Genomic DNA, 26,392 nt, shown 5'->3' on the forward strand with positions numbered 1-26,392 from the left:
GCCCAAAAGGAAGCAAAACGCTTTGCCCCTGACGTACGGCCCCTCGCTAGGGCTCGGGGTACCTTCGCTACGGTGCCCATCCGGGGGCATCGCCTCCGGTTTGCTTCGCTGCACCTCCTCTCGATGTATGCGGCTTCGCCGCACGGCGCTACGCGCCTACCCCTGATGGACACCTTCGCTCAGCCTGCCGATGGGGCGGGTGGATCAAAAGCAAAAGCACGGCGACCTGCCGGTCGGCCTGAGTGGTAAGGGCGGGCGAGGCGGCCTACCGGCCGGCCTGTTTTTTTTGGGTGTCCGCACGCAAGGGAAGCATGGGTTCAGGGGGTGATTTCGAAGGCCGTGCTTGCCAGTCGTTCGCCGTTGACCATGATGTGTACCGCGTGGGTGCCGGGGTAGTGTTTGCGGGTGGTCATGTCGCGCACGCGCTGGGCACGGCTGAGTGTCTGCCGGTTCCGGGCGGGCAGGGTGAGACCCTTGAGCTTGAACACTTTGGCCGACGTCGCCCCCGAGGCCTTGACGTATTCGATGGCGTAATCCACCACCAGGCGCTGCTCGGCATCGGCGGTGGACTGCAGCTCGAACGACAGGCTGATGCGTTGCCCCAAGGCGATCACGGCGGGTTCGACGGTCAGTTGATGAATCTCGACCTCAGGCTTGCCACCGGCGCCGATCAACGCCAGTGCCCGTTGATTGCCCTGCTTGATCAGGCTACGCAGCGCATGGCGAGCGATCCAGGCCGTGCGCGGATCCTCCAGCGACCAGCCCTCGAGGGTGTCCAGCACCCAGTCCGGGTGGTCCTTGGTGACGTCGTTGAGGTGGTTGGCCACTGACTTGCGCACGTACAGGCTGCTGTCGGCCTTGAGGTTGTCGATGATCTTGGCGGCCAGGCGCGGGTCGGCCTGGACCTGCTCCAGGCGGAACGACCAGGGCAAACGTGGCCGGCTGCCTTCGCTGGCGAGCCGGCGCACGTGTTCGTTGGGGTCCAGCGACCAGTCGTGCATCAGGGCCAGGGTGCGTTCGAAGTCGCTTTGCAGGAAGTGCCGCACCGCAAACTCCGAGGAGCCGAAGCGGGTGAAGTGCTGCAGCGCGTCCATCGACAGTTCAAAGGCGTGGCTGCCGTAGCGCGCAACGTAGTGCGCCAGGAACATGCTGACGAAGCCACTGTTCAGGCGTGGTGCCAACCGGCGCAGGACCTCCAGCGACTGCTCGTAGTCCAGGCCCAGCACGGCGTGCACGCACTCGGCGGTGTGGGCCATGCGCTGCATCACCGACAGTGGCTCGAGTCCGTCGCAGGCCATGGCCAGGAACGCCTGGTGATCGAACGCCGGGTACACCGCGCGCAGTTCACTGGCGATGTGGGCAAAGCGCTCGGCGTTGAAGATTTCCTTCAGGGCCGGGGAGGATTGCTCGGTGCTGCTCATTGAGAGCTCCTTGAAAAGGTTGGACCGCGTTATCGTGCTTCGCCGCCTTGCCCGCGAAGTTGCCAGTGCGCCGAGTTTCGGCCGCAAGCCATGTCCCTAGACCACCTTGGGGGACTCTTCCTGCAATTGGTCGGCCTCGAACAACCGGGCCAGTTCCTCCCGTGCCTCCTGGGCGGTCTGCAAGACTTTGACGGCATCGTCGTAGATCGCGCGCTGGGCTTCGAGCACCTGTTCGTCATGCTGCTTGAAGGTTTCGATGCGCGCTGCGGCCTGAGCCTTGCTCAGTCCCAGGCCGATCAGGGTCATGCGGCTCATTTCCAGGCTGGAATGGAAGGTTTCCCGCACCGCCTCGGCGCCCAGGTCGACCAGGCGATGCACGTGCTGGCGGTTACGGGCGCGGGCGATGATCTTCATGTGGGGGTAGAGCCGGCGCACCAGTTCCGCAGTCTTGATGTTGGTGTCCGGGTCGTCGGTGGCAATCACGAAGAACTCCGCCTGCTCGACCTTGGCCGCGCTGAGGATCTCCGGGCGCATCGGGTCGCCATAGAACACCGGCACCCCGCCAAAACTGCGAGACAGTTCGATGGTTTCCACCGAGGTGTCGAGGGCCACAAAGCGGATTTTCTGCGCCCGCAGGATCCGCGCCACGATCTGCCCCATGCGGCCCATGCCGGCGATCACCACGCGCGGGGTGTCGGTATCGATCTCGCGCAGGTGCGGCGGCACGGTCACCGGTTCGACCTTGGGTTTGGCCAGGCGCGCGCACAGCAGCAACAGCAGGGGGGTGACGGCCATGGACAGGGTAATGGTCAGCACCAGCAGGTCATACAGGCGGGCATCGAACAAGCTTTGGTCGCGACCGATCTTGAACACCACGAAGGCAAATTCGCCGCCGGCTGCCAGGACGATGCCCAGGCGCACCGCACTCACACGGTTGAGGCCCCCGGCCATGCGTCCGACCAGGTACAGCAGCGGCAACTTCAGTGAAATCAGCAGCACCGTCAGGCCCAGCACGGCGGCCGGGGCGCTGAACAACAGGCTGATGTTGGCGCCCATGCCCACGCTCATGAAAAACAGCCCCAGCAGCAGGCCCTTGAACGGTTCGATCTGTGCTTCCAGTTCGTGGCGGTATTCGGAGTCCGCCAGCAGCAGGCCGGCGAGGAACGCCCCGAGGGCCATCGATATCCCGACTTCGTCCATCAACCAGGCGGTGCCGATCACCACCAGCAACGCGGTGGCGGTGGACACTTCCGGCAGGCCGGACTTGGCGACGATACGAAAGACCGGGCGCAACAGGTAACGCCCACCCACGACCACCACGGCGATACTGCCCAGCACCTGCAGCCCGTGGTTGAGGTCTTCGGCGGGGGTGGTGGTGGCATTGCCCCCGGCCAGCAGCGGCACCATGGCGATCAGCGGGATCGCGGCGATGTCCTGGAACAGCAGGATGGCAAACGCCAGGCGCCCGTGGGGACTGGTCAGCTCCTTGCGTTCGGCCAGGCTTTGCAGGCCAAAGGCGGTGGACGACAGGGCCAGGCCCAGGCCGAGCACAATGGCACTGTTGAGTGTCTGGCCGAACATATAGAACGCCAGCACGCCGATCGCCGAGGCGGTCAACAGCACCTGGGCCAGGCCGACCCCAAACACCGCCTTGCGCATCACCCACAGTCGCCGTGGTGACAGTTCCAGGCCGATGATGAACAGCAGCAGGACCACGCCCAGCTCGGAAATATGCATCACGCTTTGCGGGTTGCCGATCAGTCCCAGCACGGCGGGGCCAATCAGGACCCCAGCCAGCAGGTAGCCCAACACGGCCCCCAGTTGCAGGCGTTTGGCCAAAGGCACGGTGAGCACCGCCGCAAACAGAAACACCACAGCGGCTTGCAACAGGTTGCCTTCATGGGGCATGAGTCACTCCTGGACAGTAAAAAAGGCTAAACACGGGTCTGACCCTAATCCCGATCAGTTAAGCGATAACACGAACCTGTAGCCGCTGCCGAGCCCGCGAGGCTGCGTTCGGCTGCGAAGCAGACGCCAAGGGATTCGCACCAACCCGGCGAGGACTGCGTCCTCGAACGCAGCCTCGCGGGCTCGGCAGCTGCTACAAAGACGGCGCAAATGGCTTAACTGATCGGCATTTGGTCTGACTCCGTCTGTTTCGACGCGCAGTGTAGCGGTGGGTCACGTCGACTGCATCGCTGGATCGGTCGCTAACCAGTCTGACAACCGAGTGTTACGCCGAGGAGTGCCTGGTGTGATGCCGCGAATCCAGCGCGCTGTCTGAGTTAAGATTGCTCCCTTTGGCCAGTCGGGCCAGTGAACAGACGAGAGCAGTAATGAACGACGAATTACAGGTCATCGACCTGCAGGTGGGCAGCGGCAAAGCCGCGGTAAAAGGCGCGTTGATCACCACCCAGTACCGCGGCTGCCTGGAAGACGGCACCGAGTTCGATTCCTCCTGGAGCCGCGGCAAGCCGTTCCAGTGCGTGATCGGCACCGGTCGCGTGATCAAGGGCTGGGACCAGGGCATCATCGGTATGCAAGTCGGTGGCAAACGCCAGCTGCGGGTGCCTGCGCACCTGGCCTACGGCGAGCGCACCATGGGCAGCATCCCGCCCAACGCCAACCTGGTGTTCGAGATCGAACTGCTGGAAGTGCTGACGCGGGACGACTGAGCGGCACTCATTTTTCGCTGAACAGCGGGATCCGCCCGTTCAGCGAGGGGCGGTAGTGCCAGGCCAGTTGGCTGAAGTGCTTCTGGTGCGCCAGCAACTCGCGCAATGTGGCACTGGCAATGCTCATGGCCAGTGCCTGGCCGGGGCAGCGGTGGCGACCGGCACCGAAACTCAAGCTGCACCGGGCCGGGCGCTCCAGCACAAAACGGTCCGGGTGTGGGTTGAGCAGCGGGTCGCGGTTGGCCGAGGCGAGTAACAGCAGCACCGTATCGCCGGGGGTCAAACGCACACCTTCGATCTCGCAGGGCGCGCTGACAAAACGCCGGGTATTTTGCACCGGTGGGTCAAAGCGCTGAACCTCCGCCACCAGCTCGTCGACGCGCCCAGCCTCGCGCCATAACCCCGGCTCGCGATTCAGCGCCAGTACGGCATTGCCAATCAGCCCGGCACTGGCCTCATACGTCTGGGAGAGCAGGCCGATCAGGTTGGCCAGCAGGACTTCGCGATCAGGCAGGCCCTGGCTCAGGCTTTCCAGCAGCGGACTCTGCGGGGCCTTGGCGCTTAGCCGCTCAAGGAAGTAGCCCTTCAATTGCTCGGCAGCCTGATGGGCCGCGACCAACTGCGCGGCAGTGCTCAGGGGCGATAGGCAGGCGACGAAATCCGCAGTCAACTGGCTCAGGGTCCTGCCCTCGGCGGGCGCGAAGCCCAGCAGTGCGGCGACCACCCACACCGGCCCCATGAACATGGCCTGATGCAGGCCTTCAGCGTTTGCCGTGATCAGCCGGGCACGCACCCGTTCGCTGACCTGCCCGGTGTCAACCCGCTCCAGCGCCGGCGCCATGGCCGAGCGCGGGCAGCGATGGGGTTCGCCCTCGTTCATGCGCATCAAGCGCGCGAACACCTGGCCGGCCTCGCCCTGGGCAATTGCAGCGGGCACCGGTTCGTGTGCCGGGCGCACCCGGCAGTCGGCATGGGCCAGCACAGCCGCCACCGCCCGGGCGCTGCTGGCCACCCACAGGCCCAGGTCCTGGTCGAAGGCAAACCCGCCTGCGGCGCGCAGGCTTGCGTAGTAGGGGTAGGGGTAGGGATCGGCGTGAGTCGCGGCGATGATCGGGTCCATGGGACGCGGCCTTATGGGTAGTGGTCAGTCTTGTTACTATCCGGGGTTCGGCAGGACGACGATTCGTCCGGGAGCGAAATATGAGTGCAGACCAACACGACGTCGGTGTCTCGCAGGTGGCGGCCGCGATCGCCGAGCCGGCTAGGACCAAAATCCTCTGTTCGTTGATGGACGGCCATGCCCGCACCAGCACGGAGCTGGCGAGCATTGCCGAAGTCAGCACGTCGACGGCCAGTGCCCACCTGGCGCGGCTCAAGGAACTGGCGCTGGTGCGACTGCACGTGCAGGGCCGGCATCGTTATTACAGCCTTGCCGATCAGCAGGTCGCCCAGGCCCTGGAGGCGCTGATGGTGATCGGCCAGAACGCCGCACCGACCTTCACCCCGCGCACCCCGGATCGCCTGCAATTTGCCCGCACCTGCTACGACCACATGGCCGGCACCCTGGCGGTGTTGCTGCACGATCGGATGCTCGAAACCGGCTGGCTGCGGGTGACCGAGCCGCAGTCGTATCGGTTGAGCGCGAGCGGCGAGGTGGGGTTCCAGCAGTTGGGCATCGAGGTCAGTGAGCTGAGCGCACTGCGTCGGCGGTTTGCCTGCCCGTGCCTGGACTGGAGCATGCGCCGCCCGCACCTGGGTGGAGCATTGGGCGCGGCTTTGCTGGCAACGGCGCTGCAACGCAAATGGCTGACCCAGGACCTGGACAGCCGGGCATTGGCATTGACCGCCACTGGGCGCAAAGCACTCGGCAGCCGGTTCGGAGTCGAGCTGCCGGCCCAACTGCCGCCAGCGTCGCGTGAGACCCGCCAAAGCCCACGCCGAGCGCCCGTCAGTCCCGAGCTCTAGCGGCTGGCCGAAGCCATCAACACGCCGAACCCGGCGAAGGTCACGCCCGAGATCTTGGCCGTCAACCAGGCGCCTTTCGGGCTCGACAACCAGCCTCTGGCGGCGTTGGCCAGCAGGGCATAGCTGGTGTGTACGAGGATCACCACCACGCCATAGGACGCCACCAGCTTGAAGAATTGGCTGTAGTAGTGCGCCCCAGGGTCGATGAACTGCGGGAACACCGCGAGAAAGAAAAACACGGCCTTGGGGTTGAGGAACTGGATCGAGGCCGCTTCCAGGTAGCGATAGCCGGGACTCGAAGGTGGGGTGTGCAGCCGCGTGCTGAAACGGTCGGAACGCCAGCTTTTGTACCCCAGGTACATCAGGTAAGCGGCACCCGCATATTTGAGCGCGCTGAAGGCCTGCGCCGAGGTGCTGAGAATCAGGCCGACACTGGTGGCGCTGATGGAAGCAACGACGAAGGCACCCGAGGCGATGCCCAGAATACCCGGCAGTGCGCCGGTCCAGCCGTGCCGCAGCGCGTTGGACAGGGTCAGCAGCACACCAGGTCCGGGACTCAGGATGGTCAGGGTGGCGAACAGTAAAAACAGTCCATAGGTGTGCATGTCGTGCTCCGTCAGAAGGTGTCGGCTGGTTGCGCAAAGGTTGGCGTGACGCGGAGCACGTGACAAACGCTTTAATTGCCGCGCATATGTGACTAAATTAGACCCATGATCACTCAACTCCCGCCCTTGAATGCTGTTCGTGCCTTCGCCGTTGCTGCCCGTCACCAGAGCTTCAGCCTGGCGGCCGAGGAGCTCCATGTCAGCCACAGCGCCGTCAGCCGGCATATCAAATTGCTTGAGGAGCACCTGGGTGTGCTGCTGTTCGAGCGCCGAATCCGCCAGTCGGTGCTGACGCCGGCCGGGCAGCGCTTCTATGAACAGGTCAGCGCAGGCCTGGCACAGATCGCCAGCGCCGCGGCTGAGCTCAAGCGACAGGCCTCGCGGCCTGCGGTGAAGGTTAACGTGCGCCCGTCCTTCGCCATGCTCTGGCTAACCCCCAGGCTCGCTGAGTTCAACGCCCTGTACCCGCAGATCGAACTGCAGGTGGTCACCCAGACCCAGGCGCCCGATCAGGCGCGGGATGGCTTCGACATAGTCATTCGCCGCGGACGTGACGATTGGGCGCCGACCCTTGAGGCGCAGGCGTTGTTTGAGGACGAGTTGGTGCTGGTGGCGGCGCCTGCGTTGATCGAACGCCTGGGCCTCGATGACCTGGACGCGCTTGGCGGGCACCGGTTGTTGATCGCCAAGGCGCGGCGCGAAGACTGGCATAACTGGGCCATGCACTTCGGCCTGACCCCATCGGCCAACCAATTGACACGGCAGTTCGAGCACGTGCATCGGGTGCTGGAGGCCGCCGTTGAGGGGCAGGGTGTTGCGTTGTGTCCGACCTCGCTGCTGGGCAGCCATCTGGCGAGTGGGGAATTGATCTGTCCGTTGCCCGCGTTGCGCATACCGTTGCCGCGTTACTACTACGGGCTGGCCCCGCAGGTGACGCAGCAGACGCAGGTGTTCCTGGCATGGCTGCGCACCCAGTCCGCCGCCTCGGCGACCACAAAAAAGGCCCAGCCGACGCGCTAACGCCGGCTGGGCCTGTTCAGTGCCTGGAACGCGGGATCAGACCTTGACGATCCAGCCTTCTGGCGCTTCGATGTCGCCGGTCTGGACACCGGTCAGCTCTTTGTAGAGCTTCTGGGTGATCGGGCCGACTTCGGTTTCGCTGTGGAACACGTGCAGGTGGTCGTTGTAGCTGATGCCACCGATCGGTGTGATCACCGCGGCAGTGCCACAGGCGCCGGCTTCCTTGAAGTCCGCCAGCTTGTCGATGAACACGTCACCTTCCACCACTTCCAGGCCCAGGCGCGACTGAGCCAGCTCGATCAACGACAGACGGGTGATGCCCGGCAGCACCGAAGGCGACTTCGGCGTGACGAACTTGTTGTCGTGGGTGATCCCAAAGAAGTTGGCCGAGCCCACTTCTTCGATTTTCGAGTGGGTCATTGGGTCCAGGTAGATGCAGTCGGCGAAGTGTGCTTTCTTGGCCTGGGAGCCGGGCATCAGGCTGGCGGCGTAGTTGCCACCGACCTTGGCCGCGCCGGTGCCTTGTGGGGCAGCACGGTCGAAGCTGGAGATCAGGAAGTTGTGCGGGGTCAGGCCGCCCTTGAAATAGGCGCCGACCGGGATGGCGAAGATCGAGAAGATGAACTCGGGGGCGGTGCGCACGCCGATGTTGTCACCCACGCCGATCACGAACGGACGCAGGTACAACGCGCCACCGGTGCCGTAGGGCGGAATGAAGCGCTCGTTGGCACGGACCACGGCCTTGCAGGCCTCGATGAACTGTTCGGTTTCGACAAACGGCATCAGCAGGCGTGCGCAGCTGCGCTGCATGCGCAGGGCGTTCTGGTCCGGGCGGAACAGGTTGATCGAGCCGTCCTTGCAGCGATAGGCCTTCATGCCTTCGAAGCATTGCTGGCCGTAGTGCAGGGCGGTGGAGCCTTCACTGATGTGCAGCACGTTATCTTCGGTCAGGGTGCCTGCGTCCCACTCGCCGTTACGCCAGTGCGACAGATAGCGCTTGTCTGTCTTGATGTAGTCAAAACCCAGCTTGTCCCAATTGATGCTTTCGTTACCCATGACACCCTCTATCACTTAGCAATCGCCTGAACGGTTCAAGGCTTCTGACGTTTTTTCTGGATGGGCACAACAATACTTCATTCCGGGCCGGTTTCGCAGCCTGGACTATCGGCTGATTGGCATATAAATGCCGTCGTCCTTGGGAAATCGCGAGCAGGCTCGCTCCCACAGTTGATCGTTGTCGACCTTGACCTGTGTCGCAGTCTCGCCTCCTGTGGGAGCGAGCCTGCTCGCGATGGGTCCCTCATTACAGGTGTAAGGCATGCCCCAAGGCCCGCAATGCAGCCTCTTGCACCGCCTCTCCCAGTGTCGGGTGGGCGTGGATGGTGCCGGCGATGTCTTCCAGGCGAGCGCCCATTTCCAGGCTCTGGCCGAACGCGGCGGACAATTCCGAGACCCCGACCCCGACGGCTTGCCAGCCCAGGATCAGGTGATTATCCCGGCGTGCCACGACCCGCACGAAGCCGCTTTTCGATTCCAGGGTCATCGCCCGGCCGTTGGCGGCGAACGGGAAACTGGCGACGATGCAGTCCAGGCCCGCGGCCTTGGCTTCGTCCGGGGTCTTGCCGACCACCACCAATTCCGGGTCGGTAAAGCACACGGCGGCGATGGCGGTGGGGTTGAACTCGCGGTTTTTGCCGCTGATCAGCTCGGCGACCATCTCGCCCTGGGCCATGGCTCGGTGCGCCAGCATCGGCTCGCCACTCAAGTCGCCGATTGCCCAGACGTTGCGCATGCTGGTGGCGCAGCGGTTGTCGACCTTGATTGCCGCACCGTTCATCTGCAGGTTCAGGGCCTCCAGGTTCCAGCCCTGGGTGTTGGGTTTGCGCCCGACGGCCACCAGTACCCGATCGGTTGCCAGGCGCAGGGTGCCGCCGTCCGGTTCGGAAACCTGTAGCGTATTTGCTTCAGAATCAAAGCCTTGCACGCTGTGTTTCAAGTAAAGATTTATGCCGAGTTTTTTCAGCTCTTCGTGCACCGGCTGGGTCAGTTCAGCGTCGTAGGCGGGCAGGATGCGCTCCTGGGCTTCGACCACGCTGACGTCGGCGCCGAGCTTGCGGTAGGCAATGCCCAGCTCCAGGCCAATGTAACCGCCGCCGACCACCACCAGGTGTTTTGGCAGGCTTTTGGGGGCCAGGGCTTCGGTGGAGGAGATGATCGGCCCACCAATGGGCAGCATCGGCAGGTTGACACTGTTCGAACCGGTGGCCAGCAGCAGGTGCTCGCACTGGATGCGGGTGTCACCGACGTCCACGGTCTTGCCGTCGACCACCTTGGCCCAGCCATGGATGACCTGGACTTTGTGCTTTTTCAGCAGGGCCGCGACGCCGGTGGTCAGGCGATCGACGATGCCGTCTTTCCACTCGACGCTTTTGCCGATCTCCAGGCTCGGCGCCGCGACGGTGATCCCCAGGGCCGAGTGCTGGTGGTGCTGGCGGGTCTGGTGAAACTGTTCCGCCACATGAATCAGTGCCTTGGACGGAATGCAGCCGATGTTCAGGCAGGTGCCGCCCAGTGCCTGGCCTTCGACCAGGATGGTGTTGATGCCCAGTTGCCCGGCACGAATGGCCGCGACATAACCGCCAGGGCCGCCGCCAATGATCAGCAGCGTGGTGTTCAGAGTCTGCATGTCTTACTCCACAAACAGCGTAGCGGGTTGTTCGAGCAAACCACGCAGGGCCTGGATGAATTGTGCTGCGTCCATGCCATCGACCACCCGGTGATCGAAGGAGCTGGAGAGGTTCATCATTTTGCGGATCACGATCTGGCCCTTGATCACCATGGGCCGCTCGACGATCTTGTTGACCCCGATGATCGCCACTTCCGGCAGGTTCAGCACCGGGGTGCTGACAATTCCACCCAGGGCGCCGAGGCTGGTCAGGGTGATGCTGGAACCGGACAGTTCGTCGCGGCTGGCCTTGCCATTGCGCGCGGCCGTGGCCAGGCGGGCGATTTCCCCGGCGCTGTCCCACAGGCTACGGGCTTCGGCGTGGCGCACCACGGGCACCATCAGGCCAATGTCAGCCTGGGTGGCGATGCCCACATGCACGGCGCCAAGGCGGGTGATCACTTGGGCTTCGTCATCGTAGTGGGCGTTGATCTGCGGGAAGTCGCGCAGGGCAACCACCAGGGCACGCACCAGGAACGGCAGCAAGGTCAGCTTGCCGCGGCTCGCGCCGTGTTTTTCGTTGAGGTGCGCCCGCAGCTCTTCCACGGCGGTGACGTCGATTTCTTCGACGTAACTGAAGTGCGCTGCGCGCTGGGTCGCGTCCTGCATGCGCTGGGCGATCTTGCGGCGCATGCCGATGACCGGGATCTGCTCTTCGTCATGCCGTTCGCGGTAGGCAGTGCCGGCCGCGCTGGATGCTCCAGGCCCCTGTGCCAGGTAGGCCTCCAGGTCTTCGTGGAGAATACGCCCGGCAGGGCCGGTGCCCTGGACCAGACGCAACTGGATACCGGCGTCCAGGGCATGCTTGCGCACGGCCGGCGAGGCCAGCGGGCGTTCGTTGGCGGTGCGTGCCACCGGCGCCTGGGGCGCCGGACGGCAGGCTGCCGCAGGTTTGCTGGGGGCTACGGCCTCGACCTTGGGGGCGGCTGCCGGCGCCGCTTTGGCGGGCTCGGCCTTGACCTCGGCCACGACAGCCGGCTGTGGGGATTCCTTGTAGTTACCCGCGCCTTCGACTTCGATGCTGATCAGGATGCTGCCCACGGCCATCACTTCACCAGGCACACCGCCCAGGGAAATGACCTTGCCGTGCACCGGCGAAGGAATATCGACCATCGCCTTGTCGGTCATCACATCGGCCAGGACCTGGTCTTCGACCACCAGGTCGCCCACCTTGACGTGCCATACCGACAGTTCCACTTCTGCAATGCCTTCGCCAATGTCCGGCATTTTAATAACGTGCGTGCCCATTCAGACCTCCATGACCCGTTTCAACGCCGCGCCCACACGGGACGGCCCTGGGAAATACGCCCACTCTTGCGCGTGCGGGTAGGGGGTGTCCCAACCGGTTACACGTTCGATCGGCGCTTCCAGGTAGTGGAAGCAGTGTTCCTGTACCAGCGACACCAGCTCGGCGCCAAACCCGCAGGTGCGGGTGGCTTCGTGGACGACCACGCAACGGCCGGTCTTCTTCACCGAGTTGACGATGGTTTCCAGGTCCAGCGGCCACAGGCTGCGCAGGTCGATGACTTCGGCATCGATGCCACTTTCTTCAGCGGCCACCTGGGAGACATAGACGGTGGTGCCGTAGGTGAGGATGGTCACATCCTTGCCCGGACGGGTGATCGCTGCGACGTCCAGCGGCACCGTGTAGTAGCCGTCCGGTACTTGCGCGGCCGGGTGTTTCGACCACGGGGTAACCGGGCGGTCGTGGTGGCCGTCGAACGGGCCGTTGTACAGGCGTTTCGGCTCGAGGAAGATCACCGGGTCATCGTTTTCGATGGAGGCGATCAGCAGGCCCTTGGCGTCGTAGGGGTTGGACGGCATCACGGTGCGCAGGCCGCAGACCTGGGTGAACATCGCTTCGATGCTCTGGCTGTGGGTCTGGCCACCGTAGATGCCACCGCCGCACGGCATGCGCAGGGTCATCGGGGCGGTGAACTCGCCGGCCGAGCGATAACGCAGGCGGGCCGCTTCGGAAATGATCTGGTCGGACGCCGGGTAGACATAGTCGGCGAACTGGATCTCAGCCACCGGACGCAGGCCGTAGGCGCCCATGCCGACGGCGACGCCGACGATCCCGCTTTCCGAGATCGGCGCATCGAACACCCGCGAGGTGCCGTACTTGTTCTGCAGGCCTTCGGTGCAACGGAACACGCCACCGAAGTAGCCGACGTCCTGACCGAACACCACTACGTTGTCGTCGCGCTCCAGCATCACGTCCATGGCCGAGCGCAGGGCCTGGATCATGGTCATGGTGGTCGTGGTCATGGCGGTTTCCAACTCGATGTGATTGTTGTGATCGTTCATGTCAGATCCCCAACTCCTGGCGCTGGCGCTTCAAGTGCTCCGGCATCTCTTTGTAGACGTCCTCGAACATGGTCGCGGCGCTCGGGATCTGGCCACCGGCCAGGGTGCCGTACTGCTCGGCTTCTTTTTGCGCGGCTATCACTTCGGCTTCCAGTTCGGCGCTCAGGGCCGTGTGTTCCTCGTCGGACCAGTGGCCATGTTTCACCATGTGCTGCTTGAGGCGGGCGATCGGGTCACCCAACGGGAAGTGGCTCCAATCATCGGCAGGGCGGTACTTGGACGGATCATCGGAAGTCGAGTGCGGACCGGCGCGGTAGGTGACCCATTCGATCATGGTCGGGCCCAGGTTGCGGCGCGCACGCTCGGCAGCCCAGGCGGACGCGGCGTAGACCGCGATGAAGTCGTTGCCGTCGACCCGCAGCGAGGCGATGCCGCAGCCCACGCCACGCCCGGCGAAGGTGGTGGCTTCACCGCCGGCAATGGCCTGGAAGGTGGAAATCGCCCACTGGTTGTTGACCACGTTGAGGATCACCGGCGCGCGATACACGTGGGCGAAGGTCAGGGCGGTGTGGAAGTCCGATTCGGCGGTAGCGCCGTCACCGATCCAGGCCGAGGCGATTTTGGTGTCGCCCTTGATCGCCGAGGCCATGCCCCAGCCCACGCCCTGGATGAACTGGGTCGCCAGGTTGCCGGAGATGGTGAAGAAACCCGCGTCCTTGACCGAATACATGATCGGCAGTTGCCGGCCCTTGAGCGGATCGCGCTCGTTGGACAGCAGTTGGCAGATCAGGTCCACCAGGGGCACTTCACGGGCCATCAGGATGCTTTGCTGACGGTAGGTGGGGAAGCACATGTCGTCGATGTTCAGGGCCAGGGCCTGGGCGCTGCCGATGGCTTCTTCGCCAAGGCTTTGCATGTAGAACGACATTTTTTTCTGGCGCTGGGCGACCACCATACGGTTGTCATAGATCCGCGTCTTGAGCATGGCACGCATGCCTTTGCGCAGGATCTCCACCGGCACGCCTTCAGCCCACGGTCCCAGGGCATTGCCCTGGTCGTCGAGCACGCGAATCAGGCCACGGGCCAGGTCGGCGGTGTCGGCCGGTTCTACGTCGATTGGGGGTTTGCGCACAGTGCCCGCATCGGTCAGATGCAGGTAGGAGAAGTCGGTTTTGCATCCAGGACGGCCCGATGGTTCAGGCACGTGCAGGCGCAGCGGTTCATACGCTTCTTTCATGGCTTCTACGCTCGATCTTGTGAATTTCTTGTAGTGAGCTGACGTTCATCCTTCGGGTCGAAGGAATCTTGTCCTACAACAATCATAGGCCCGGCGCAGAAGAATATTTATCTCTGTTTCGTTGCGCTTGAGATCATTTGAGGATAAAAAAACTGCATAAACATAAAAAACAGGTGTTTTTGTCTCATGCGCAAACTGGACCGTACCGATATCGGCATTCTCAATAGCCTTCAGGAGAACGCGCGCATCACCAATGCCGACCTTGCCCGCTCGGTAAACCTGTCGCCCACGCCCTGTTTCAATCGGGTCAAGGCCATGGAGGAACTGGGGCTGATTCGTGAGCAGGTGACGCTGCTGGATGCCGACTTGCTGGGGCTGCACGTCAATGTGTTCATTCACGTCAGCCTGGAGAAGCAAGTGGAGGAGGCGCTGCAGCACTTCGAAGAGGCGATTGCCGATCGTCCGGAGGTGATGGAGTGCTATTTGATGGCCGGGGATCCGGACTATCTGATCCGGGTGCTGGTGCCGACCATTCAGTCGCTGGAGCGCTTCATGATGGATTTTCTGACCAAGGTGCCGGGGGTGGCCAACATCCGTTCCAGTTTTGCCCTCAAGCAGGTGCGGTACAAAACGGCGTTGCCTTTACCGGCGAATGGGTTGACGTTGGGGGGTTGACGCGTCGCGGATCTGCTCCCTGGGTGATCCCACGGGCTATTGCTCATCCACCGCTTCAGAGTTGGTTGATCGGGATTTTCAGGTACACCACGCCATTGTCTTCCGGCGGCGGCAGGTGGCCTGCTCGCACGTTGACCTGGATCGCCGGCAACAACAGGGTCGGCATGCCCAGTCCGGCATCACGTTCGGTGCGCATGGCGATGAACGTGGCTGCGTCGATGCCATCGTGCACATGCAGGTTGTGCGCGCGTTGCTCGCCGACGGTGCTCTGGCAGTGTGGCGTGCGGTCGGGCGGTGGGTAGTCGTGGCAGACGTAGAGGCGGGTGGTGGCGGGGTAGGCCAGCAGACGCTGGATCGAGGCGAACATTTGCGCGGCGTTGCCGCCGGGGAAGTCGCAGCGGGCCGTGCCGACGTCTGGCAGGAACAGGGTATCGCCCACCAGGATCAGTTGATCGTCGATCAGGTACGCCATGTCTGCCGGGGTGTGCCCGGGCACATGCAGGGCTTTGGCTGTCAGGTTGCCGATGGTAAAAACTTCGTCTGGCGCGAACAGATGATCGAACTGCGAACCGTCGACCGCAAATCCCGGTTCCAGGTTGAACAGGTCCTTGAACACCGCCTGTACTTGGTCGATGGCCTGGCCGATGGCGATCTTGCCGCCCAGTTCGCGGCGCAGGTAGGGGGCGGCGGACAGGTGATCGGCGTGGGCGTGGGTTTCCAGCAGCCATTGCACCTGCAATCGCTGGTCGCGCACGAAGCGGATGATGCGCTGGGCCTGGACCGTGGAGGTGTGGCCGGACGCGGGATCGTAGTCGAGCACCGGGTCGACGATCGCACAAGCGCCGCCACGGCCTTCGTAGATCACGTAGCTGTAGGTCGACGAGGTGGGGTCGAGGAAGGCTTCTATCAAGGCGGGCATGGTGGCCGTTTCTGGCGGGACAAGCCTTGAGGGTAGTGGCATCGTCCCTGGCTTGACCAGCCCCCGGACAATTCAATGCAGGAAAAAAGCCGCGCGCGCTCTATCCTGTCAGGCATCGATACCGGGCGTTCCCGGCTTTTTTCGCGGACCATGAGTGTTTTATGTTGCTGGCGAGTGTGTTTGGCGTGGTGATGGGGCTGGTGCTGGGCTTGACGGGGGCAGGGGGTGGCATTCTGGCGGTCCCGGCGCTGGTGCTCGGTCTGGGCTGGAGCATGACCCAGGCGGCCCCGGTGGCCCTGTTTGCAGTGGGCAGCGCGGCGGCGGTGGGGGCCATCGATGGCTTGCACCACGGCCTGGTGCGCTACCGCGCGGCGTTGTTGATTGCATTGTTGGGGGCGGTGTTTTCCCCCCTGGGCATTTATTTCGCCCATCAGTTACCGGAAAAAATCCTCATGCTGTTGTTCAGCCTGCTGATGGTCATGGTGGCCGTGCGCATGCTGCGCCGTGAACGCCAGGATGCCGGTCCGAGCGATCACGGCCACGCCAACTGGGGGCAGAAGAACTGCATGCTCGATCAGCAGACCGGGCGCTTTTCCTGGACCGCCAAGTGCACCGCGACCCTGGCCGCGCTCGGCGCAGTGACCGGAGTGGTGTCGGGGTTGCTGGGGGTGGGCGGTGGGTTCCTGATTGTCCCGGCGTTCAAGCAACTGACCGACGTGCAGATGCGCGGCATCGTCGCCACGTCGTTGATGGTCATCAGCCTGATTTCGCTGATTGGCGTTATCGGTGCCTTCCACGCCGGAGTGTTCATCAACGCCACCGGCGCAGTGTTCATCTTCGCGAGCATTGTTGGGATGCTGATCGGCCGGAAGATAGCTTCCCACATGCCGGCCCGAGTGTTGCAACTGGGATTCGCCAGTGTTTGCTTGGTAGTGGCGGGTTGTATGTTGTTCCGGGCATAAGCCCGAGAGTAGAAGGGGGAAAGTTAATTCAGCCGGTAACAAAAAAGCCCCTGGCAAACGGGGCTGTTGGTGATCAAGGATCAATATGACTTCGCATACAGTGCCCAGGAGTTGGTGGGCTGACCTGTAAATAAGCAGGTGGCTGCAACCTTGGGTTGAGCGAGTGGAATGCATCGAACTTTTACCCCCAGTTCGCTGATGGCTTTCTCAATTTTCTCGTCATCGATGAAGGGGGCGAGAACAAATGTGTTGAGTTTGTCCTTTCGTTTGAGAGCTTGTTTGAAGTTGTCAAGTGTAGTAACTGTTTCGGTATTGTTCGACAGCTTTTTTCTGGCATTTTCAAGCATGCCTGCGTGAATAGTTTGCAGGATTTTTGGCAAGTCTTTAACAAAGCTAATCATCTCAACGTTTAACGTGTTCTTGCTGCTGTCTCTGCGAGAATAAGAAACCATGTTCTGTTCCAGTTCCTTTATTCCGACTTCGACCCGAGCAGGCACGCCGCGCTTGATGTGATACCATTTTTTTTCGCCGCCATTCATGTCCCGCTTATCAATGTTTACACGCAGATTTTGTCCTTTCAGTTTTTTTCGGGAGATCTGCTTTTGCAACTTGTCGCAGTAAGCATGGATGGCTTCGGCATCCTGTTCACTGCGTACGATCGGAACAATGATGATCTGCGTCGGTGCAACCAGCGGTGGGATCACCAAGCCATCGTCATCGCCATGGGCCATGGGCCATGATCATGGCACCAATCAAACGCGTGGAAACGCCCCATGAAGTGGTCCAGGCCACCTCTTTTACCCCTTCCTTGTTCACGAAGCGGATGTCTGAAGCTTGGGCGAAGTTCTGTCCCAGAAAGTGTGAAGTTCCCGCCTGTAGGGCCTTGCCGTCCTGCATCATTGCCTCGATGGTGTAGGTGCTGACGGCGCCTGGGAAGCGTTCCCATGAGCACTTTTCGCCCTTGATTACTGGTATGGCCAAGTGCTCGACAGTAAACCGTTCATAGATATCCAGCATCTTCAGCGTCTCGTCTAAGGCCTCTTCACTGGAGCTGTGAACGGTGTGGCCTTCCTGCCACAGGAACTCTGAGGTGCGCAGGAAGATCCTTGGACGCATTTCCCAGCGCAGGACGTTGGCCCACTGGTTGATGAGTAGTGGCAAATCCCGATAACTTTGCACCCATCGTGAGAAGGAGGCACCGATCACCGTTTCGCTGGTAGGTCTGATGATCAAAGGCTCTTCCAGTTCACCTGCGGGAGTGAGTTTTCCATCTGCTGTCTGTTCTAGGCGGTGATGGGTTACGACCGCGCACTCCTTAGCAAAACCATCGACATGTTCTGCTTCTCTTTGAAGAAAGGATAATGGGATCAAAAGTGGGAAATAGGCATTCACATGGCCTGTGTCTTTGAACTTTTGATCAAGCTCTCGTTGAATCTGCTCCCATATGCCATAGCCCCAAGGGCGGATGACCATACAACCTCTAACGGGAGAGTTTTCAGCCAGTTCAGACTGACTGATGACTTGTTGATACCATTCGGAAAAATTTTCACTTCTTGTAGGTGATATCGCGTTTTTCATAATGCCTCTGTTTTGAAAAGACAGCCTGTAATTATTGAGATTGGTGTTTTGTAGATGTATGTATATTTTTTGAGGTTTGAAATTTCAAGTACTCATATTTTTTGTTTGATTTTTCAGAAAATTCCTTCAGAGGGATCTGTTTTTAGGTTTTTCATTTTCTTTGCGCGCCGCTTTGGCGTTATTGGTGCCTTCCATGCAGGCGTACGTATCGACCGCCAGGGGGTGGCGTTCATTGTCGCCAGTATCCTCGGCATGCTGGTCGGTCGCAGGCTCTGCGCCCATGTCCCGGCCCGCGCGTTGCAGGTCGGCTTTGCCAGCGTGTGCGGGGTGGTTGCGCTGTACATGCTGGTAAAGGCCCAGGCCTGACGATTAGAAGCCTGCACACCACGTTGGTGGGTGTATGCAAAACCCGTGAGCACCCAAAATCCCTGTGGGAGCGAGCTCGCTCGCGATGAGGCCGGTCCTTTCCACATCGACGACGTCTGACGCACCGCCATCGCGAGCAAGCTGCGCTCCTACGGTAAAAGAGGCGTACGCCCAAAGTGGTGGGCCTCGGCCGGGGCCGGTCTTACGCCGTATTTGCTGCCCATCACCCGCCAGCCCAAAGCACCTGGCAACCGCCTCCAAGGCAGCGTATGACGCTGCCGGGCGGCTTTCGATAATCGCCTCCGACATCAAGTCCCCGTTGCGGAGCGCGCCATGCACAACAATAAGAACTTCCAGCACCGTTTCTTGCCAGCCTTTATCGCCAGTCTGTCCACCCTGGGCCTCAGTTCGTTCGCCGAGGCCGAGATCATGCTCTACGACAAGGACCAGACCACGTTCTCCACCGACGGCTACGTCAACGCCTTCTACGTCAACAGTGACGTCGACCGCGCCGGCGATCAGTACGACCGCCGCCAGTCGCGGGTGAAGATGGGGTTTTTGCCCAACTACCTGGGCTTCAACATGGGCAAGCAGGTCGATGACCTGAAGCTCGGCGCCCGGGCTTCGTTCTGGGTGACCATCAACGACAGCGAAACCAACGGCACCGACACCGCCATCGACGTGCGCCAGTTCTACGGCACGGTGGCCAACCCGGAGTGGGGCGAGGTATTGATCGGCAAGGACTTCGGGCTGTTTGCCCGCTCCAACATCCTGCTCGATGAATTGCTCGCCGGTTATGGCCAGGTCAGTGACACCCTGGGCCTGGTGGACGGCGGCGGCGTGTCGTTCGGCAACATCGGCACTGGCTACCCGTACCCGTTCCCGACTTCGCAAATCACCTACCGCACGCCAGTGATGGACGGGTTGCGGGTGGCCGTGGGGATCATGGATCCGGTCGACACCAACGACAGCAGCCCGACCGGCAAGGCCTACCAGGAAAATCCGCGGACCGAGAGCGAGATCACCTACCAGTTCGACCTCGCCGGGGCGAAGATCTACAGCTGGGTCAACGGCAGCTACCAGACCTCCGACAATACCGACTCCAGCGTCGACACGATCACCTCCAAGGGTGTCGGTTACGGCGTGCAGGCCAAGATGGGCGGGCTGTCGCTGACCGGTTCCGGCTTCCAGGCCAAGGGCATCAACCCGTTCTACACCAACAACGCCGGCGAACCCACGCTGCGCAATGTCGACAGCGACGGTTACCTGTTGCAGGGCTCCTACAAGCTGGGCAAGAACCGCCTGGCCCTGTCCTACGGCAAGACCCACGACGATGGCAATGGCGTGGTCGGCAGCGGCGCGGACTACGAGACCCGTGGCGTCGCGCTGTTCCACGACGTCAACGACAACCTCAAGCTGGTGGCCGAGTACAACCAGTTCGAAATCAACGGCCACGACAGCAGCGATCAGAACGAAGACACCGATACCTTTGCCGTGGGTGCGGTGCTGACCTGGTAACCCCCGGTGTGGCGCTGGCTGTGCGCATCACGGCCGGCGTCGCACCCCTCTCATCCCATCGAAGCGCCAGACCGCTACCCAAGTAGCATAGGTCGCGGTCCTTCGCCTTCGTACACTCAAGCCTCAACCATGCGCACCTGCCGGAGGCGACGATGCAGCAGGTCCAGAGTGAAGGGGTCGTCAGCGCCATGTCCCAGGCCAGTGACGCGCAACAAGTGGCCCAGGAACTGGCGCGGCAGTTGTTGCACCCGCACCTGGGGTTTGTGCTGTTTTTCTGTTCTGCCGAGTACGACTTGCAGGCGCTGGGCCAGGCTCTGCAGCAGGGGTTCGGCGGGATCCGCCTGGTGGGCTGCACCAGCGCCGGGGAAATCACCCCCCAGGGTTACGGCCGCAACTGCGTGACCGCCGTGGGTTTCGATCACCGGCACTTCTCCATTTCCACCGAGCTGATCGACGAGATGGAGCACTTCAGCCTGATCGACGCGCAGCAGATGGTCGAGCGCCTGGTCAGCGGCTGTCGCAGCAACACCCTGGCGCCGATCAAGGGCAACACCTTTGCCCTGACCCTGCTCGATGGGCTGTCCAGCCGCGAGGAGATGGTCCTGGCCGCCCTCAGTGCAGCCTTGGGCGACATCCCCCACTTCGGTGGTTCGGCCGGTGACGACAATTACCTGACCCACACCCATGTGTACTTCGGCGGCGCGTTTCACAGCGGCGCGGCGGTGGTGGTGCTGGTCAACACCTGGCTCGACTTTGAAGTGTTCACCACCCACCACATCCTGCCGCGCGCGGAAAAGCTGGTGGTGACCGGTGCCGACAGCGCTTCCAGGCGGGTGTTCGAACTCAACGCCGAGCCGGCCGCCGAGGAATACGCCCGGCACATCGGCGTGCCAGTGGCCGAGCTCGATCATCGGATTTTTGCCGCCCACCCCTTGGCCGTGCGCATCAACGAGCAGTATTACGTGCGGGCGATCCAGCAGGTACACCCGGACCAGAGCCTGAGTTTCTATTGCGCCGTGGAAAACGGCATCGTCCTCACCGCCATGACACCGGGGCCGATGCTGCCGAACCTGGAGTGCCTGTTCGAAGGATTGCAGGAACGTCTCGGCGAGCTGTTGCTGACCATCGGTTGCGACTGTTTCCTGCGGCGCCTGGAACTGGAAGGCAGCGGCAAGCTGGAGCAGATCGGCGGGTTTTTGCGGGACCAGCGGGTGATGGGTTTCAACACCTACGGAGAACAGTTCAATGGCATGCACATCAACCAGACCTTTACCGGGGTTGCCATTGCCCGTGGCCGATCCCCAGCAAAACGCTGAGCTGCAGGCACAGATCACCAGCCTGCAGCGCGACAACCAGAAACTGGCTCGCATCAACAGTGCCTTGATCGAGCGCATCGAATCCGGCGTCACCCGTGGCAACGACCCCTATGCGGCGTTCCAGCACTCGGTGGTGCTGGCCGAACAGGTGCGCGAGCGGACTGACGCGCTGAACCAGGCGATGGCCGAGCTCAAGGCTGGCAATCACCTGCTCAGTGACGCACGGCTGCGGGCCGAGACCGCCCACCAGCACCTGATCGATGCCATCGAGAGCATTTCCGACGCCTTCGTGCTGTTCGACGCCGACCAGCGCATCGTCCTGTTCAACAGCCGCTTCAAGGCGTTCTGGAGCAACAGCCGGGTGCGGATCATCGCCGGCATGCGCCTGGCCGAGGTCAAGCGCCTGATGACCGGGACCGGGCTGTTTACCGAGGAACCCCGGGGCAGCGCCGACGAAAGCCTGCTGTATCGCCTGCATAACGGCCGCTGGCTGCAGGTCAGCGAGCGGCCGACCCAGGAGGGCGGGCGGGTGATCCTGTTCACCGACATCACCGAGGTCAAGCAAAGCGAAACCGTGCGCCGTGAGCAGGCGGTGGCGCAAAAATCCCATTTGCTGCAACGGGCGGTGGACAACCTGTCCCAAGGGGTGGCGATGGTCAACGCCGAGGGCGTGCTGGAGTTGTGGAACCGGCGCTTTCTCGAGCTCAGCGGGCTGGCCCCGGTGGCCGCCCATCGACCGTTCAGCGAGGTCATCGGCGACAGCGAACTGCAGCTGCTGACCCCCGCCAGTCGCGACGCCAACGGCCGCCCCGTGCAGGAGTGCGAACAGCGCCTGTACGATGGCCGGGTCCTGGAGATCCGCACCCATCCGCTGCCCACCGGCGGTTTCGTCAACACCTTCACCGACATCACCGAGCGCTACCAGCACGCCGAAGCGTTGAGCGAAAGCGAGCGCTGGATCCGCCTGATCACCGACCACGTACCGGCCCTCATCGCCTACCTCAACGCCGACTTGGTCTACGAGTTCACCAACAAGGTCTACGAAGAGTGGTACTGCTGGCCGCGGGGGGTGATGCTCGGCCAGAGCCTGCGCGAGGTCCACAGTGAGCAGCACTACCAACGCCTGGAGGCCTATGTGGCGCGGGCGTTGGCGGGCGAGAGCGTGACCTTCGAGTTTGCCGAGACCAACATCAACAATCAGGAGCGCTACATGTTGCGCTCCTACGTGCCCAATCGCCTGGCCAGCGGCGAGGTGGTGGGGATCTTTGTGTTGATCCGCGACATCACCGAGCGCCGGCGTACCGCCGAGGCGCTGCACCAGGCCTATCAGAACCTCGAGTTACGGGTGCGCGAACGCACCACGGAGCTGACCACCCTCAACAATCAACTGCGCAGCGAGATCGACGAGCGCCGGCGCGTGGAGTCGCGGCTGCGCGAGGCCAAGCTGGAAGCCGAACGGGCCAACCTGTTGAAGACCAAGTTTCTCGCCGCCGTCAGCCATGACCTGCTGCAACCGTTGAACGCCGCGCGCCTGTTTACCGGGGCCTTGCTCGAACGTCGCGAGCCCCAGGCCAACGAAGTGCTGGTGCGCAATGTCAGCAACTCGCTGGAGGACGTGGAAAACCTGCTGGGCACCCTGGTCGATATTTCCAAGCTGGATGCCGGGGTGATCACCGCCGACATCGCCCCGTTCGCCTTGAGCGAGTTGCTCGAGAACCTGGCTGCGGAGTACACCCAGGTGGCCCGCAGCGAGGGGCTGGAGTTGCACTTCGTGGCCTGTTCGGCCTTGGTGCGCAGCGATATCCAGTTGCTGGCGCGGATCCTGCGCAATCTGCTGAGCAATGCCATTCGCTACACTTACAGCGGCCGCGTGGTGCTGGGTTGCCGGCGCCAGCACCAGCGGTTGTCGATCGAGGTCTGGGACAGCGGCATGGGCATCGCCGAGGACCGCCTGGAGGAAATTTTCCAGGAGTTCAAGCGCGGTGACGTGCAGCGCCCCCATCAGGACCGGGGCCTGGGCCTGGGGTTGGCGATCGTGGAAAAAATCGCCGGAATTCTCGGGCACCGGATCCACGTGCGCTCCTGGCCCGGTCGCGGCTCGGTGTTTTCCGTGGAAGTGCCCCTCAGCGCCACGGCGCCCAAGGCCCTGCCGCGCCTGGCCATCAGCGAACCGATGCTCGAGCGCCTGCGGGGCGCACGGGTGTGGGTGCTGGATAACGACGCGGCGATCTGCGCCGGCATGCGCACCTTGCTCGAAGGCTGGGGCTGCCGGGTGGTGACGGCGTTGTCCGAGCAGGACCTGGCACGCCAGGTGGACAACTACCACGCCGAGGCTGACCTGTTGATTGCCGACTATCACCTGGACGACGAACAGAACGGTGTGGACGCCGTGGCCCGGATCAACGCCCGGCGCGCCTGTGCGATTCCCGCGATGATGATCACCGCCAACTACAGCAACGAACTCAAGCAGCAGATCCGCGAACTGGGCCATACCCTGATGCACAAGCCGGTGCGGCCGATGAAGCTGAAGACCGCGATGAGCCATTTGCTCGGCCGGCTGTAGGCCGTGGCTCCGGCGTCTTGGGGTAAGCGACGCCGACCATTGTAGGAGCGGGCGCCCGCTTGCGGCTTGCTCGCGAAGAACTCAAAGGCACCGCGTTTATACTGAATGCACGCGTTATCGTTGACGTTTTTCGCGAGCAAGCTCGCTCCTACACGCTTAACCGATCGGCAGAAAAGCCTGCGGCTGACCCCCGGCTGTTCGTGCCCATGCAAAACCCGGCTGTGGCGGGTATCCTTGTCACGCGAGGTTACACGTCTGAATAGGGGAATAAGCAAACATGGATAAAGTCATCGTCATCACCGGTGGCAGTCGCGGTATTGGCGCGGCCACGGCGTTACTGGCGGCAGTGCAGGGGTATCGCATCTGCATCAACTACCAGGCGGACGAAGAGGCGGCCCATCGGGTCCTGGCCCAGGTTCGTGCGCTGGGGGTCCAGGCGATCGCGGTGCGTGCCGATGTCAGCAACGAAGACGAAGTGATCAGCCTGTTCCAGCGTGTGGACAATGAGCTGGGGCGGGTCACCGCGCTGGTCAACAACGCCGGCACGGTCGGGCAGAAATCCCGCGTCGAGGACATGTCCGAGTTTCGCATCCTGAACATCATGAAGACCAACGTCCTGGCGCCGATGCTCTGCGCCAAGCACGCGCTGCTGCGCATGTCGCCCAAACACGGCGGGCAGGGGGGCAGCATCGTCAACGTCTCGTCGGTCGCCTCGCGTCTCGGTTCGCCGGGGGAATACGTCGACTACGCCGCCTCCAAGGGCGCACTGGATTCCTTCACCATCGGTCTGTCCAAGGAAGTCGCCGGCGAAGGCATCCGGGTCAACGCGGTGCGTCCCGGCTACATCTTCACCGACTTCCATGCCCTGAGCGGCGACCCGGACCGGGTCAGCAAGCTCGAATCGGGCATCCCCATGGCCCGTGGCGGGCGCCCCGACGAAGTGGCCGAGGCAATCATCTGGCTGCTCTCGGACAAGGCGTCCTATGCCGTCGGGACCTTCATCGACGTGGCGGGCGGGCGCTAGAACGAGCGCACGATCCGGCCCAGGGTCTCCATGGCCTTTTCCGTGTCCTCGGTCCAGGGGCTGCCATAGTTCAGGCGGATGCAGTTGCGAAAACGCCGGGTCGGAGAAAAGATCGGCCCTGGCGCGATGCTGATGCCCTGGGCCAGGGCCATCTGGAACAACTTCAACGAGTCCATCTGCTCCGGCAACTCCAGCCACAGGAAGTAGCCGCCGGCCGGTTGGCTGACACGGGTCTGCGCCGGGAAGTAGCGGGCGATGGCCGCCAGCATGGCGCTTTGCTGTTCTTCCAGGGCATACCGCAACTTGCGCAGGTGGCGGTCGTAGCCGCCGTGTTGCAGGTAATCGGCAATCGCGGCCTGGGCCGGCATCGAGGCGCACAGCGAGGTCATCAGTTTCAATCGTTCGATCTTCTGCGCGTAGCGCCCGGCGGCCACCCAGCCAATGCGGTAGCCGGGAGCCAGGCTCTTGGCGAACGAACCGCAGTGCATCACCAGACCCTCGGTGTCGAAGGCCTTGGCCGGTTTTGGCGCTTGCTGGCCGTAGTACAGCTCGGCGTAGACGTCGTCTTCAATCAGCGGCACCTGATGACGGCGCAGCAACGCCACCAGTTCCTGTTTCTTGGCCTCGGGCATGGTCGCGCCCATGGGGTTCTGGAAGCTGGTCATGCACCAGCAGGCCTTGATCGGGTGGCGTTCGAGGGTTTGCGCGAGCACCCCAAGGTCGATGCCATCGCGCGGGTGTACCGGGATCTCCACGGCCTTGAGCTTGAGCCGTTCGAGCACTTGCAGACTGGCGTAGAAGGCCGGGGCCTCGATGGCCACCAGGTCGCCAGGTTCGGTGACGGCCTGCAGGCACAGGTTGAGGGCTTCCAGCGCGCCGTTGGTGATCAGCAGTTCTTCCATGGGCAGCATCAGCCCGCCGACCATGTAGCGCAGGGCGATTTGCCGGCGCAGTTGCGGGTTGCCCGGCGACATGTCGGTGACCACCATGCGCGGGTCCATTTCGCGGCTGGCACTGGCCAGCGAACGGGCCAGGCGTTGCAGCGGAAACAGGGTCGGGCTGGGGAACGCCGAGCCGAATGGCACGGTGTGCGGGTCCTTGATCGAGTCCAGCACCGAGAACACCAGTTCGCTGACGTCGACTTCGGTGGACTCGTTGACCTGGCTGCTGATCACCGGCTCGGAAAACGGGCTGGGGGCGTGGGTGTTGACGAAGTAGCCGGAGCGCGGCCGGGCGCGGATCAGGCCACGGCGCTCCAGCAGGTAGTAGGCCTGGAACACCGTGGACGGGCTGACCCCATACGTCTGGCTGGCGTAACGCACCGAGGGCACCCGCTGGCCCGGACCCAGGACGCCTGAGCGGATCAGCTCGGCAATGTCGTCAGCGAATTTTTCGTAGCGTTTCATCGAAAGCCCGATAGATGTCATTCAGAAAAATCGAGGTGACTGTCTCGCGAGCGGGCTCGCTCCCACAGGTATCCAGGAGCGAACGTGCACGCGATCGCAGCACCGCAGTG

The 26,392-nt window shown here is 62.7% G+C and carries 22 protein-coding genes and 1 pseudogene; 10 read left to right on the forward strand and 13 right to left on the reverse strand.

Going from position 1 to position 26,392, the window contains the following annotated elements; all coding sequences use genetic code 11:
* Window positions 1-317 precede the first annotated feature (317 nt).
* Window positions 318-1,421: a DNA alkylation repair protein gene (locus tag AACY45_RS19300; RefSeq protein WP_339546930.1), complete on the reverse strand. Its 1,104-nt coding sequence runs from the start codon at window positions 1,419-1,421 to the stop codon at window positions 318-320.
* Between the two features lie 96 nt (window positions 1,422-1,517).
* On the reverse strand, window positions 1,518-3,329 hold the full coding sequence (locus tag AACY45_RS19305) for a monovalent cation:proton antiporter-2 (CPA2) family protein (RefSeq protein WP_339546931.1): 1,812 nt from the start codon (window positions 3,327-3,329) through the stop codon (window positions 1,518-1,520).
* A 428-nt stretch (window positions 3,330-3,757) separates the two neighbouring features.
* Here AACY45_RS19305 and AACY45_RS19310 point away from each other — a divergent pair, with 428 nt between their 5' ends.
* On the forward strand, window positions 3,758-4,096 hold the full coding sequence (locus AACY45_RS19310) for an FKBP-type peptidyl-prolyl cis-trans isomerase (RefSeq protein ID WP_339546932.1): 339 nt from the start codon (window positions 3,758-3,760) through the stop codon (window positions 4,094-4,096).
* Window positions 4,097-4,103: 7 nt separating this feature from the next.
* On the opposite strand, the gene AACY45_RS19315 is transcribed toward AACY45_RS19310, so the two are convergent.
* A complete protein-coding gene (locus AACY45_RS19315; protein ID WP_339546933.1) occupies window positions 4,104-5,216 on the reverse strand; it encodes a cytochrome P450 in 1,113 nt (370 codons plus the stop codon).
* Window positions 5,217-5,296: 80 nt separating this feature from the next.
* Here AACY45_RS19315 and AACY45_RS19320 point away from each other — a divergent pair, with 80 nt between their 5' ends.
* Entirely contained in the window at window positions 5,297-6,061 is a 765-nt protein-coding gene (locus AACY45_RS19320) for an ArsR/SmtB family transcription factor (RefSeq protein ID WP_339546934.1), read from the forward strand.
* On the opposite strand, the gene AACY45_RS19325 is transcribed toward AACY45_RS19320, so the two are convergent.
* Window positions 6,058-6,666, reverse strand: a complete 609-nt coding sequence (locus tag AACY45_RS19325; RefSeq protein WP_339546935.1) for a LysE family translocator — start codon at window positions 6,664-6,666, stop codon at window positions 6,058-6,060. The genes AACY45_RS19320 and AACY45_RS19325 overlap by 4 nt on opposite strands.
* 105 nt (window positions 6,667-6,771) lie before the next feature.
* On the opposite strand from AACY45_RS19325, the gene AACY45_RS19330 reads away from it, so the two are divergent.
* Window positions 6,772-7,686 carry a LysR substrate-binding domain-containing protein gene (locus AACY45_RS19330; RefSeq protein WP_339546936.1) on the forward strand — a complete coding sequence of 305 codons (915 nt, stop codon included), beginning with the start codon at window positions 6,772-6,774 and terminating at the stop codon, window positions 7,684-7,686.
* Between the two features lie 36 nt (window positions 7,687-7,722).
* On the opposite strand, the gene AACY45_RS19335 is transcribed toward AACY45_RS19330, so the two are convergent.
* The 5 genes from AACY45_RS19335 to AACY45_RS19355 all read right to left on the reverse strand — a co-directional run bounded on the left by AACY45_RS19335 (window position 7,723) and on the right by AACY45_RS19355 (window position 13,955).
* On the reverse strand, window positions 7,723-8,742 hold the full coding sequence (locus AACY45_RS19335) for a branched-chain amino acid aminotransferase (protein WP_339546937.1): 1,020 nt from the start codon (window positions 8,740-8,742) through the stop codon (window positions 7,723-7,725).
* Window positions 8,743-8,989: 247 nt separating this feature from the next.
* The gene (lpdA, locus tag AACY45_RS19340; RefSeq protein ID WP_339546938.1) at window positions 8,990-10,372 is read right to left on the reverse strand and encodes a dihydrolipoyl dehydrogenase; all 1,383 of its coding nucleotides are present in this window, start codon (window positions 10,370-10,372) and stop codon (window positions 8,990-8,992) included.
* Window positions 10,373-10,375: 3 nt separating this feature from the next.
* Window positions 10,376-11,659, reverse strand: coding sequence for a dihydrolipoamide acetyltransferase family protein (locus tag AACY45_RS19345; protein WP_339546939.1), 1,284 nt, complete (start codon window positions 11,657-11,659; stop codon window positions 10,376-10,378).
* Complete coding sequence (locus tag AACY45_RS19350) at window positions 11,660-12,718, reverse strand: alpha-ketoacid dehydrogenase subunit beta (protein ID WP_339546940.1); 1,059 nt, start codon at window positions 12,716-12,718, stop codon at window positions 11,660-11,662.
* A gap of 1 nt (window position 12,719) precedes the next feature.
* Entirely contained in the window at window positions 12,720-13,955 is a 1,236-nt protein-coding gene (locus AACY45_RS19355; protein WP_339546941.1) for a 3-methyl-2-oxobutanoate dehydrogenase (2-methylpropanoyl-transferring) subunit alpha, read from the reverse strand.
* 186 nt (window positions 13,956-14,141) lie between these two features.
* On the opposite strand from AACY45_RS19355, the gene bkdR reads away from it, so the two are divergent.
* A complete protein-coding gene (gene bkdR, locus AACY45_RS19360; RefSeq protein ID WP_095168741.1) occupies window positions 14,142-14,630 on the forward strand; it encodes a Bkd operon transcriptional regulator BkdR in 489 nt (162 codons plus the stop codon).
* Window positions 14,631-14,685: 55 nt separating this feature from the next.
* Here bkdR and AACY45_RS19365 read toward each other — a convergent pair whose 3' ends face one another.
* A complete protein-coding gene (locus AACY45_RS19365; protein ID WP_339546942.1) occupies window positions 14,686-15,549 on the reverse strand; it encodes an MBL fold metallo-hydrolase in 864 nt (287 codons plus the stop codon).
* Between the two features lie 161 nt (window positions 15,550-15,710).
* On the opposite strand from AACY45_RS19365, the gene AACY45_RS19370 reads away from it, so the two are divergent.
* A complete protein-coding gene (locus tag AACY45_RS19370) occupies window positions 15,711-16,511 on the forward strand; it encodes a sulfite exporter TauE/SafE family protein (RefSeq protein WP_339546943.1) in 801 nt (266 codons plus the stop codon).
* An 80-nt stretch (window positions 16,512-16,591) separates the two neighbouring features.
* Here AACY45_RS19370 and AACY45_RS19375 read toward each other — a convergent pair whose 3' ends face one another.
* Together AACY45_RS19375 and AACY45_RS19380 are read right to left on the reverse strand one after the other, a co-directional pair.
* Complete coding sequence (locus AACY45_RS19375; RefSeq protein ID WP_339546944.1) at window positions 16,592-17,242, reverse strand: His/Gly/Thr/Pro-type tRNA ligase C-terminal domain-containing protein; 651 nt, start codon at window positions 17,240-17,242, stop codon at window positions 16,592-16,594.
* Window positions 17,226-18,089 carry an aminoacyl--tRNA ligase-related protein gene (locus tag AACY45_RS19380; protein WP_339546945.1) on the reverse strand — a complete coding sequence of 288 codons (864 nt, stop codon included), beginning with the start codon at window positions 18,087-18,089 and terminating at the stop codon, window positions 17,226-17,228. Before AACY45_RS19380 ends, AACY45_RS19375 begins: the two co-directional genes overlap by 17 nt.
* Before the next feature lie 174 nt (window positions 18,090-18,263).
* Here AACY45_RS19380 and AACY45_RS19385 point away from each other — a divergent pair.
* From AACY45_RS19385 to AACY45_RS19405, 5 genes and pseudogenes are all read left to right on the forward strand, one after another.
* Window positions 18,264-18,455: pseudogene (locus AACY45_RS19385) on the forward strand (sulfite exporter TauE/SafE family protein); the annotation flags it as partial.
* 333 nt (window positions 18,456-18,788) lie between these two features.
* Complete coding sequence (locus tag AACY45_RS19390) at window positions 18,789-19,973, forward strand: porin (protein WP_339546946.1); 1,185 nt, start codon at window positions 18,789-18,791, stop codon at window positions 19,971-19,973.
* 152 nt (window positions 19,974-20,125) lie between these two features.
* On the forward strand, window positions 20,126-21,289 hold the full coding sequence (nosP, locus tag AACY45_RS19395; RefSeq protein WP_339546947.1) for a nitric oxide-sensing protein NosP: 1,164 nt from the start codon (window positions 20,126-20,128) through the stop codon (window positions 21,287-21,289).
* Window positions 21,219-23,852, forward strand: a complete 2,634-nt coding sequence (gene nahK / locus AACY45_RS19400; RefSeq protein ID WP_339546948.1) for a hybrid sensor histidine kinase/response regulator NahK/ErcS' — start codon at window positions 21,219-21,221, stop codon at window positions 23,850-23,852. Before nosP ends, nahK begins: the two co-directional genes overlap by 71 nt.
* 277 nt (window positions 23,853-24,129) lie before the next feature.
* Window positions 24,130-24,876 carry an SDR family oxidoreductase gene (locus AACY45_RS19405; RefSeq protein ID WP_339546949.1) on the forward strand — a complete coding sequence of 249 codons (747 nt, stop codon included), beginning with the start codon at window positions 24,130-24,132 and terminating at the stop codon, window positions 24,874-24,876.
* Here AACY45_RS19405 and mapR read toward each other — a convergent pair.
* Window positions 24,873-26,282, reverse strand: a complete 1,410-nt coding sequence (gene mapR, locus AACY45_RS19410; protein ID WP_339546950.1) for a GntR family transcriptional regulator MpaR — start codon at window positions 26,280-26,282, stop codon at window positions 24,873-24,875. The two genes, AACY45_RS19405 and mapR, sit on opposite strands and share 4 nt — an antisense overlap.
* Between the last annotated feature and the right edge of the window lie 110 nt (window positions 26,283-26,392).

Source organism: Pseudomonas sp. RA_35y_Pfl2_P32 (genome assembly GCF_963970735.1).
Lineage (GTDB): Bacteria > Pseudomonadota > Gammaproteobacteria > Pseudomonadales > Pseudomonadaceae > Aquipseudomonas.